Below are 9,268 nucleotides of genomic sequence, written 5' to 3'. Positions count from 1 at the left end.
GTCACCGCGCTCCGAGACGCGCGCGGTGACGTCCTCCCGCAGCCGGATCCAGCGGTCGTTGACGTACTGCCCCGGGACGGCGACCGTGCTGAGGGTCGCGGCGAGGGTGGCGTCCCGGGCCAGTTCGTCGGCGCGCTGGAGTACGGCGAACACCTTCTGTCGGGCGTCGACCGATCCCGCGGCCTCTCCGATCCAGCGCAGCAGAGTGCCCTCCACCGCGTCGGTGAAGGCCCTGATCTCGCCCCGGCGGGGGCCGGCCTTGCCGAAGAGCCCTCCGACGGCGAGAGCCACATCGGGGTCGACCTGGGGATCGCGCATTGCGGATCCGAGCAGGCCCAGCGCCATCGCGTCGTGTCCCCGCCCCGTCTCGGCGAGGGTGAGCAGGACGGGCACGGCGGGCCCGGCGACCTCTCCCAGCCACTTCTTCAGTTCACCGCGTTCGGTGTCGGGGAGTTCCGCGAAACGGCGGGCCCGGCGGGGGTGCGTGACCAGGCCAGCAGCACGTCCGCGTCGACGGCGGCCTCCGCCGCCGCGTGCGCCGAAACGTCCGGGTGGTCCAGGCCGAGGCGTTCGACGGCCAGGGCGCGCAGCGCGGCGTCCCGGGTGAGGAAGCCCGCGGTACGCGGCCACCCCCGACCGGCGGGTTCGGCGTCGACCAGGGCCTGGAGCAGCCAGTCCTCCCGGTACATGCGCACGTCAAGCCCGGTGGCCCCGAACCGCTGCGTCACGATCTCGGCCTTCTCGACGGTCAGCGTGCGCCGCTGCACGGCGTGCCCGCGCAGGTCACAGCCCAGCTCGCCGTCGTCGACACCGGTGGTGACGACCAGCAGGTCGCCGGGTGCGGCCTCCTCGCGATGGCTGTGCCAGGCGGCGAGGATGCCGAGCACGGAGGACTCGTCGCGGACGGTGACGCGTCGGGTCTGCTCACCGACCTCGGTGGTGAAGGTGGTGGCCGATCCGGCTGCGTACTGTCCGTGGATCAGCATGAGGCTCTGCTCGGCCAGTCTCCTGGCGTGCCGGACTCGTCCCGGCTCGCCACTGCGGGAAGGGACTGCGTGGTCCGCATCTGGAACGCCACCTCGGGCGCCCCCCGGGGCTGCTCAGCGGGCCCACCGGAGCGGGCCGGCAGGTGGCGTGGTCACCCGACGGCAGACACGTCGCCGCCACCTGGAAGGACCGCGTGGTACGCGTCTGGGAGGCGGCGACGACCGCACCCGTCCACGAACTGCGAGGCCACCGCGACGACGTCTGGGGCGTGGCGTGGTCCCCGGACGCCCGGATGCTGGCCTCCGCCTCGTCCGACCGGACCGTGCGCGTGGTCAGCGCCGCGGACGCGGAGGTCCTGGCCGTACTGCACGGCCACACCAACACGGTGTGGGGAATGGCCTGGTCGCCCACGGGCACGCAGCTCGCCACGAGTTCCACCGACGGCACGGCGATCGTGTGGGACCTGCGTCCGCGAGGAGCCGAGCTCGTGCTGGCCGACGGACACACCGGGCCGGTCAACCAGGCGGCCCGGTCCCCTGAGGAGTCCCGTTTCGCCACCGCTTCCGACGACCGCACGGTACGGGTGTGGGATGCGGCCACCGGGGCTGCCACCGGACGGGTGGCGCAGCTCGGGACCGGGTGTGGAGCGTGGCCTGGTCGCCGCAGGGCGATCAGCTCGCCCTCAGTGCCAATGACGGCGTCTTCCGGGTGACGGACCTGGCGGGCGACGTCCGGTTCGAGCACCGCGGCGAGGTGGTCGAAGCCTGCGCCTGGTCACCGGACGGCCGCTGCGTCGCCACGGGCGGGCATGACGGCACCGTCCGCATCCGTACCGCCGGGGAAGGCACGGAACTGCACGTCCTGACCGGGCATCAGGACTGGGTCGGCCGCATCGCCTGGTCGCCCAGCAGCCGGATGCTGGCCAGTTCCTCCGACGACCGCACCTGCCGGCTGTGGGACGTCGGCGAGAGCCGGCAACTCACCGTCCTGCGCGGCCACGACAACTACGTGGACGACGTGGTGTGGGCTCCCGATGAGCGCCGCGTCGCGACGGCCTCCGGTGACTGGAACGCCGCAGTCTGGGACGTGGCCACAGGACGCCCTACAGGCACCCTGAAGGGCCATGAAGGTCGGGTGCGATCCGTCGCCTGGTCCCACGACGGCAGGTTCCTCGCCACCGGCTCCGACGATCGCACCGTACAGGTCTGGTCCTGCGCCACCCTGGAGGAGGTCGCGATCGTCGGCGTCCACCAGGACAAGGTGACGTCCGTCGTCTGGTCGCGGGACAGCAGGAGGCTGCTCACGGCTTCCTTCGACGAAACAGCCCGCGTCTGGTCCCCCGAACCCGACTTCGACCGGCTCGAAGCACACGCGCGGGGACGGGTCCTCCGAACGCTCAGCGAGGAGGAGCAGCGTCAGCACCTGCTGCCACTCCCCCTCCGTAGGTCATGCGGCGGGCAGGGCTCAGTAGCGTTCCTCGACCGTGCGGTCGTCGGTGTGCAGCAGGTAGTCGTCCGGATCGAGGCCCATGGCCTTACGAGCGGGCGACTCCCAGTACATGGCGTTGCGCTCGGCGAACGTGTCGGGACCGTCGTAGGAGATCAGCCAGACGAAGTGGTTCCGCTCACGGTCGACCCACGCTCCCCTGATGGTGAACCCCAACTCCAGGCGCAACGGGACGATTTCCCGGCGCCACCGCTCGACCCACTCGTCCAGCATTCCTTCGCGGACGGTGTACGTGCGGAGCTGCGTGGTCCTGGGCATGAGGACGTCCTTCCGAGGGGGAAGCCCTGAGTCGGCACCCAGGCTACGTGCGGGAGCGCGCCGGATCGGCCGCCGCCGTCGAACTCAGTAGCCGCCGAACCGACCCCGGCGGCAGCGGCAGCGGCACACCCACCCACGCTCGGAAGCGAGCACACGTCCGTCCCTGCATTCACCGTCTGAGGGGGCGGTACGACAACTCCGGCGCCCGGCACCTCACCGCAGGTGCCCGGCGCGCTGCCGGCTCCCCGGCCCGTGGGCCGGAGGACGGCGCTCATTCCGTCAGTGAGCGCGGACCGGGCGCCGCCAACTCCGGACGAAGAACGCACTCGGCCCACACCGTCTTGCCGGGGCCGAAGCGGTCGCGTACACCCCAGTCGGATGCGAGCGCGTCGACGAGCAGCAGGCCGCGGCCCCCGTCCTCGTCCGGGCCTGGAGCCAGCCGTGCCGGCCGGGCTGGGTGGGTGTCCGTCACCTTGATCCTGACGACACCCCGGCTCTCGTCGCGGGACAGGGACAGGGCGAAGTCCCGTCCCGGGACACGGCCGTGGAGGACTGCGTTCGCCGCGAGTTCGGCCACCAGCAGGACGACGGTGTCGTGCGCCTCGGTGGCGTGCGGATGGCCCCACGCGGTGAGTTGGTGCGCGGCGAGCAGGCGGGCGAGGCGCGCACCGCGCCGGGTGGCGGAGAAGCGCTGCGCGAACGTGTCGACGGGAGTGGGGGTTTGCACGCGTGGGGCTGACATGACGGTCACCCTGCCGGGAGAGGTGTGACCGTCGGCAGGTCCAGCGCTGATACAGATCACGCTGTACTGGTTGACTCGCTGGACCGGGTCGGTCGCTGTACGTGACGATGGGGCTCGTCGTGCGTGGCGCAGCGCGCGCGGCGCACGGTACGGCACACGTCCGGGCCTGGCACGGGTACGGTCCGGCGGCACAGGGGAAGGTGGCTGCGATGGCGACGGGGAACGGCGGGGCGGGCGGGAGCGCCGGGCAGGGCGGAGGCGGAAACTGTGAACCCGAGCTGTCGGACAGTCTGAAGACCTTCGGCGCGGTCCTGAAGGCACTGAGAGAGGAAGCCGGCCTGACGCAGGAGCAGTTCGCGCCGCTGGTGCGGTACTCGGTTGCCTACATCGCCAAGATCGAACAGGGCAAGCGGTTCCCGCCACGGGACCTGCTGGACCGGTCGGAGGAGGCACTGGGTGCGGTCGCGGGGCGGGTACTCGGTGCGGCGGCGAGAAGCCTGACGCGGAAGGCGGGACTGGCGTCGTGGTTCCGGCAGTGGGCGGGGATCGAGGAGGACGCGATCTCGCTGTATGCGTACGAGTGCGCGGTGATTCCGGGGCTGCTTCAACCTGAGCCGTACATTCGCGCCCTCTTCGACCGGCGTCTTCCTCCTCTGTCGGAGGAGCAGTTCGAGCAGCAGGCCACGGCTCGTCTCGAACGGCAACGCCTCCTGACCGAGCGGCCGAACAGCACGTTCAGCTTCGTCGTCGAACAAGCACTGTTGGACCGCCGTCTGGCAGGTGCCGAGGTCACGGACGCACTCCTCAGCCACCTCCTAGCTGCGGGCCGTCTACGAAACGTAGAGATCCAGGTCATGCCACGAGTTCAGGAGGATCACTCCGGCTTCGAAGGTCCTCTCTACCTCGCCGAGACAGCAGAGAACCGTTGGGTCGGCTACGTGGAAGCGCACGACTGCAGCATGCTCGTCACTGACTCGAAAGCCGCAAGCGCCATGCTTCAACGCTATGGCAAGATGCGCTCGCAGGCTCTGAGCCATCAAGCCACGGTAAGCCTGCTGGAGCAGATGCGAGGAGCGCTATGAGCACCACCGAACTTGCTTGGTTCAAGAGCAGCTACAGCGGCGGTGGCGGCGGCAACTGCGTAGAGGTCGCTGTGCGCACCGAGACCGTTCTCATCCGCGACTCGAAGGACGTCGAGCGGCCGTCCCTGGCCGTCTCCCGCGATGCCTGGTCGGCGTTCACGACGCTGGCGGCCGACTCGCGCGTGTGACCTTGGCGCGGCGGCCCTTGTCGCTGTCACGCCGAACGCGTCACGCCTGCTCCCCGTCCGACGTGGGCTACTTCCAGCCCGATCCGGCACTCGCAGGACGACCGGCGCGTCGCTCTCAGCGGTTTCACCGGCCACCACGTCGTCGAGGAGTGACCGGGTGAGCAGCCCGGCCCCGCTGCTTCCGTCGGTCACCGCTGCTTGTCCGGCTCGGGGAGGATGCGGCAGAGCCCGGCGGGGGCGAACGGCCGGCTGCGCCACTCGCGCGGGTATCCGAGCGACACCTCGCGGTGGGGCACCCCGTCGCACTCGATCGTGCGCGGAATGTGCAGGTGCCCGTAGACGACGGCGGTCGCGCGGTACCGCACGTGCCAGTCGGCCGTGGCCTCCGTGCCGCACCACAGCGCGAACTCCGGGTAGTGCAGTACGCGGGTGGGCTCGCGCACCAGCGGGAAGTGGTTGACGAGCACGGTGGGCAGAGCCGGGTCCAGCCGATCCAGCCGCGAGCGGGTGTAGGCCAGTCGCTCCCGGCACCACGCGTCACGACTGGGGTACGGGTCGGGGTGCAGGAAGTACTCGTCGGTGGCGACCACACCCGCCTCGTGGGCGACGGCGAGCGCCCCTTCCTTCGAGTAGGTGCCTCCGGGCCGGAACGTGTAGTCGTACAGCACGAACAGCGGCGCGATCACGGCCGGCCCGCCAGGGCCCTGCCACACCGGATAGGGGTCCTCGGGTGTGACCACTCCGAGCTGGCGCAGGGTCTTGGCCAGGTGCAGGTAGCGCTCCTCGCCGCGGAGTTGGACCGGGTCGTTCGGCGGGGTCCACAGTTCGTGGTTGCCGGGGGTCCAGATGACCTTGGCGAAGCGGTCGTTCAGTGTGCCGAGCGCCCACACGACGTCGTCGAAGTTCTCCGCGACGTCTCCGGCGACCACCAGCCAGTCGTCGTCCGACTCCGGTCGCAGGCCCTCGACGATGTCGCGGTTCTCGGCGTAGCGGACGTGGAGGTCGCTGATGGCGACCAGGCTCATCCCAGCGCCACCGTCGCACCGTGCCGGCCGCGCTTCCCCGTCGTCGCTCACACCGCTTCCCCGTCCGTTCCCCCTGTGTGCGCCGCTACCCGTGCCGGGTGCGCACTGCCTCCGCGCATGCCGCGTTCCACGCGCCGCCTCGGGCCGTGGAGCGACACCCAGACCCTCACCACCCTACGTGCCCCGGACTGGGAGGCCCGGGGCACGTGGCACCGCCAGCGACGAGGGCCGCCGAAGCCCGTCCGCCCGAAGCCCGCCCGGCAAGCTCCGTGCACCGTCCCGCCGGAGGCTGTCCGCCGCAGCGGCACTCGTGCCGGAACACACGGCCGTGGTGCAGGGTTGTACTTCCTGGGTGCCGACGGGCGGCCCACCGCGCCGGCCCGGCCACCCGACGAGGCCGACCGACCCCGTGAGGAGAGCCGTGAGGAGAGCCGTGACCCCCGTGCGAGCCGCCTGGTGGCGCGACGCAGTCATCCACCAGATCTACCTCCGCAGCTTCGCCGACAGCGACGGCGACGGCATCGGCGACCTGGGCGGCGTTCGGCAGCGCCTTCCCTACCTCGCCGACCTCGGGATCGACGCGCTGTGGATCACTCCCTGGTACCCGTCCCCCATGGCTGACGGGGGCTACGACGTGGCTGACTACCGCGACATCGATCCGGCGTTCGGCACTCTCGACGACGCGCAGGCGCTGATCGACGAAGCCCACGGGCACGGGCTGCGCCTGATCATCGACATCGTGCCCAACCACACCTCCTCGGAGCACGCCTGGTTCCGTGAGGCGCTGGCGGCGGGACCGGGGTCAGCGGCCAGGGACCGCTACATCTTCCGTCCCGGTCGCGGCCCGGCGGGCGACGAGCCGCCCAACGACTGGCGCAGCGTCTTCGGCGGGCCCGCGTGGAGCCGCGTCACCGAAGCCAAAGGCTCTCCCGGGCCCTGGTACCTGCACCTGTTCGCGCCCGAGCAACCGGATCTGAACTGGGACAACGAGGAGGTGCACGCCGAGTTCGAGTCGATCCTGCGCTTCTGGTTCGACCGCGGCGTGGACGGGGTCCGCATCGATGTCGCCCACGGTCTTGTCAAAGCCCCCGGGCTGCCTGACGTGGGGTCCCTCGACGGCAAGATCCTTGAGGCCTCCTCACTGGACGACCACCCGCACTGGGACCGCGAGGAGGTCCACGCGATCTTCCAGCGGTGGCGGGCCCTGGCCGACACCTACGAGGAGCCACGGGTGTTCGTCGCCGAAGCGTGGGCCGACGCCCCGGACCGGCTGGCCCGGTACGTGCGCAGCGACGAACTGCACACCGCCTTCAACTTCGACTACCTCACGGCCCCCTGGCGTGCCCCCTCCCTACGGCGGGTCATCGACACGTCACTCGGCGCGCTGGCCACGGTCGGCGCCCCGGCCACCTGGGTGCTGTCCAACCACGACGTCGCCCGGCACGTCTCCCGCTACGCCAGGCCGCAACCCGACCGGCCGCAACGCTCACTCGCCGACCTCGACGCGCCGGCCGACCTGGAACTCGGTACCCGCAGGGCCAGGGCCGCGGCCCTGCTCACCCTCGCACTGCCAGGCGGCGCCTACCTCTACCAGGGTGAGGAACTCGGCCTGTGGGAGGTCGAGGACCTGCCGGAGGAAGTTCTGCAGGACCCCACCTGGGAGCGTTCGGGCCGCACCGACCGCGGGCGGGACGGCTGCCGCGTCCCCCTGCCCTGGAACGGGGGCTCTCCGCCCTTCGGTTACAGCCCCGACGGCGCCGCAGCTCCCCCCTGGCTGCCGCAGCCCGGAGCGTGGAAGACACTGACGGCCGCGAGCCAGCGCCAGGACCGGCGGTCGATGCTCAACCTCTACCGCACGGCGCTGCGCCTGCGCCGCGACCACCCGGCGCTGGGCGACGGCACGCTCAGCTGGCTCAGCTCGCCGCAGGAACCGGTGCTGTCCTTCACGCGGGAGCCCGGCTTCCAGTGTGTGGTCAACCTGCACCACGAGCCGGTGGCGCTGCCCCCGCACAGCCGCCTGCTGCTGGCCAGCGGTGAGCTGGACGGCGGCCGGTTGCCGAGCGACACCGCGGTGTGGCTGGCCCCCTGAGCGGATGTGACCGACCCGTTGAGCGGGAGTGGTTGACCCGTTGAGCGGGGGTCGTTGCCCCGCTGGACGCCGGACAGCCGAACCCCCTCCCGGCCGGACTCCTCCCGGCCGGACCCCCTCCCGGCCGGACCCGCCGCCTTCCCGCACGAAGGTAGCGGCGGGTTCGGCACCGCCGGCGGATCACTTTCGGCCGTCGCCCCCTACTGCCCACCGAACGGGATTCGGCCATGGGCAACCGCCCCCGGCGGCCGTACAACCCCGAGGGCCCCGCGGTGGTCTGACAACGCGAGGAGACGGCGCTCCGGCGCGGAGTCCGCACTCGCCCGTCTCCTGCGCACGGACACGTGGTCGCCGTCGGCCGCCGCGAGGCGAGTGCACGGGGAGGGAGTCACACGATCATGCGATCAACGGCGTCCAGAAACCGCAGACTCAGACTCGGTGCGCTGCTGTCCGCTGCCGCGGTGGCCACGCCGCTGGCCGTGGCCGCCGGCGCCACACCGGCCCACGCGGCCCCGGCGTGCACCACCAGCACCGGCCCCCACCAGAAGCAGGTCGAGGGTTTCCTCGGCCTCAAGGTGGACGGCAGGCAGTCGGCTGCGGACTGCAAGGCCATCCAGGCCTTCCAGACAAAACACGGCATCAAGCCGAACATCGGCTACGCCGGTCCTGTCACCTGGGGCGTGATGGCGTTGATGAACGCCCAGAAGGCCGCAGGCAAGAACCCCAACAAGGCGGGCAAGTGCCCGACCGACAAGGGGCGCGTCGCCTGCATCGACCTGACCCGCCAACTGTCCTGGATCCAGGACGGGAAGCGCCTGGTCAAGGGCCCGCTTCCGGTGCGGACCGGACGTGACGGGTACGAGACGCGCACCGGGGCGAAGAAGATCTACTGGCGCAACAAGGACCACTGGTCGACGATCTACGACGTGGCCATGCCCTACAGCCAGTTCTTCGACGGAGGTCAGGCGTTCCACTCCATCAAGGGCAGCGTGTGGTCGCCCCCGGGTTCCCGCGGGTGCGTGAACATGCGGCCCAAGGACGCCGAGGCGTACTGGGGGCTGCTGAAGAACGGCGACAACGTGCACGTCTACGGTCGCAAGCCGGGGACCTGACCCTCACGTCGGCGGGCTCGCATGCCGCCTCCCCGCACCGCACTGCGGGCGCCCCCGCGGACGGACGGCGGTGCGGGGAGGTCCGGCCGCGGCCGCGTGCTCGCCGAGCCCGCCCGACCAGACCGGGCCTCTCTCCTCGAGGCGGTACTCCCGCGCCCCAGGGTGCTGAGCCCGCCTGGATGACGGCGGGGCCGAACGGCTCTCTCCGCGGCCCCTTAGTAGTGCTTCGTTACCTTGAGTGATCTTTCCTGGTGTTGGGCATCCTTTGGTGTGTGAAGC

Annotated in this window: 9 protein-coding genes and 2 pseudogenes; 6 read left to right on the top strand and 5 right to left on the bottom strand. The window is 71.3% G+C overall.

Annotated features, from left to right (window positions below):
* Window positions 1–147 precede the first annotated feature (147 nt).
* Together QNO07_RS27760 and QNO07_RS23660 are read right to left on the bottom strand one after the other, a co-directional pair.
* Window positions 148–429, bottom strand: a pseudogene (locus QNO07_RS27760) (BREX-2 system phosphatase PglZ); the annotation flags it as partial.
* On the bottom strand, window positions 426–986 hold the full coding sequence (locus QNO07_RS23660; protein WP_283994353.1) for a hypothetical protein: 561 nt from the start codon (window positions 984–986) through the stop codon (window positions 426–428). The gene QNO07_RS23660 and the pseudogene QNO07_RS27760, both read right to left, overlap by 4 nt.
* A 143-nt stretch (window positions 987–1,129) precedes the next feature.
* Between QNO07_RS23660 and QNO07_RS23655 the strand changes: the two genes are divergently transcribed.
* Window positions 1,130–1,699 (top strand): WD40 repeat domain-containing protein, encoded by a 570-nt coding sequence (locus QNO07_RS23655; RefSeq protein ID WP_283994351.1) that lies wholly within the window; start codon window positions 1,130–1,132, stop codon window positions 1,697–1,699.
* A pseudogene (locus QNO07_RS23650) lies at window positions 1,627–2,313 on the top strand (WD40 repeat domain-containing protein); the annotation flags it as partial. The gene QNO07_RS23655 and the pseudogene QNO07_RS23650, both read left to right, overlap by 73 nt.
* A 138-nt stretch (window positions 2,314–2,451) precedes the next feature.
* On the opposite strand, the gene QNO07_RS23645 reads toward QNO07_RS23650, so the two are convergent.
* Window positions 2,452–2,751 (bottom strand): NIPSNAP family protein, encoded by a 300-nt coding sequence (locus QNO07_RS23645; protein ID WP_283994350.1) that lies wholly within the window; start codon window positions 2,749–2,751, stop codon window positions 2,452–2,454.
* 271 nt (window positions 2,752–3,022) lie between these two features.
* Entirely contained in the window at window positions 3,023–3,493 is a 471-nt protein-coding gene (locus QNO07_RS23640; RefSeq protein ID WP_283994349.1) for an ATP-binding protein, read from the bottom strand.
* Window positions 3,494–3,702: 209 nt separating this feature from the next.
* On the opposite strand from QNO07_RS23640, the gene QNO07_RS23635 reads away from it, so the two are divergent.
* Both QNO07_RS23635 and QNO07_RS23630 read left to right on the top strand, forming a co-directional pair.
* Window positions 3,703–4,575 carry a helix-turn-helix domain-containing protein gene (locus QNO07_RS23635; protein WP_283994347.1) on the top strand — a complete coding sequence of 291 codons (873 nt, stop codon included), beginning with the start codon at window positions 3,703–3,705 and terminating at the stop codon, window positions 4,573–4,575.
* Window positions 4,572–4,763: a DUF397 domain-containing protein gene (locus QNO07_RS23630; protein ID WP_283994346.1), complete on the top strand. Its 192-nt coding sequence runs from the start codon at window positions 4,572–4,574 to the stop codon at window positions 4,761–4,763. The genes QNO07_RS23635 and QNO07_RS23630 overlap by 4 nt, the downstream gene beginning before the upstream one ends.
* 188 nt (window positions 4,764–4,951) lie before the next feature.
* Here QNO07_RS23630 and QNO07_RS23625 read toward each other — a convergent pair whose 3' ends face one another.
* The gene (locus QNO07_RS23625) at window positions 4,952–5,788 is read right to left on the bottom strand and encodes a metallophosphoesterase family protein (protein ID WP_283994344.1); all 837 of its coding nucleotides are present in this window, start codon (window positions 5,786–5,788) and stop codon (window positions 4,952–4,954) included.
* A gap of 433 nt (window positions 5,789–6,221) precedes the next feature.
* On the opposite strand from QNO07_RS23625, the gene QNO07_RS23620 reads away from it, so the two are divergent.
* Window positions 6,222–7,877, top strand: coding sequence for a glycoside hydrolase family 13 protein (locus tag QNO07_RS23620; protein ID WP_283994343.1), 1,656 nt, complete (start codon window positions 6,222–6,224; stop codon window positions 7,875–7,877).
* Window positions 7,878–8,275: 398 nt separating this feature from the next.
* Window positions 8,276–8,989, top strand: a complete 714-nt coding sequence (locus QNO07_RS23615) for a L,D-transpeptidase family protein (RefSeq protein WP_283994342.1) — start codon at window positions 8,276–8,278, stop codon at window positions 8,987–8,989.
* Window positions 8,990–9,268: the final 279 nt, after the last annotated feature.

The sequence above is a fragment of the Streptomyces sp. 549 genome (genome assembly GCF_030124175.1).
Taxonomy (GTDB): domain Bacteria; phylum Actinomycetota; class Actinomycetes; order Streptomycetales; family Streptomycetaceae; genus Streptomyces.
Note: the sequence above shows the minus strand (reverse complement) of the source record. Positions and strands in the feature narration are given on the sequence as shown.

What these genes read in the sequence shown, in the direction of transcription:
- QNO07_RS23615 (WP_283994342.1), top strand. Translation starts at nt 8,276, where the DNA reads ATGCGATCAACGGCGTCCAGAAACCGCAGACTCAGACTCGGTGCGCTG.
- QNO07_RS23630 (WP_283994346.1), top strand. Translation starts at nt 4,572, where the DNA reads ATGAGCACCACCGAACTTGCTTGGTTCAAGAGCAGCTACAGCGGCGGT.
- QNO07_RS23635 (WP_283994347.1), top strand. Translation starts at nt 3,703, where the DNA reads ATGGCGACGGGGAACGGCGGGGCGGGCGGGAGCGCCGGGCAGGGCGGA.
- QNO07_RS23660 (WP_283994353.1), bottom strand. Translation starts at nt 986, where the DNA reads ATGCTGATCCACGGACAGTACGCAGCCGGATCGGCCACCACCTTCACC.
- QNO07_RS23625 (WP_283994344.1), bottom strand. Translation starts at nt 5,788, where the DNA reads ATGAGCCTGGTCGCCATCAGCGACCTCCACGTCCGCTACGCCGAGAAC.
- QNO07_RS23645 (WP_283994350.1), bottom strand. Translation starts at nt 2,751, where the DNA reads ATGCCCAGGACCACGCAGCTCCGCACGTACACCGTCCGCGAAGGAATG.
- QNO07_RS23640 (WP_283994349.1), bottom strand. Translation starts at nt 3,493, where the DNA reads ATGTCAGCCCCACGCGTGCAAACCCCCACTCCCGTCGACACGTTCGCG.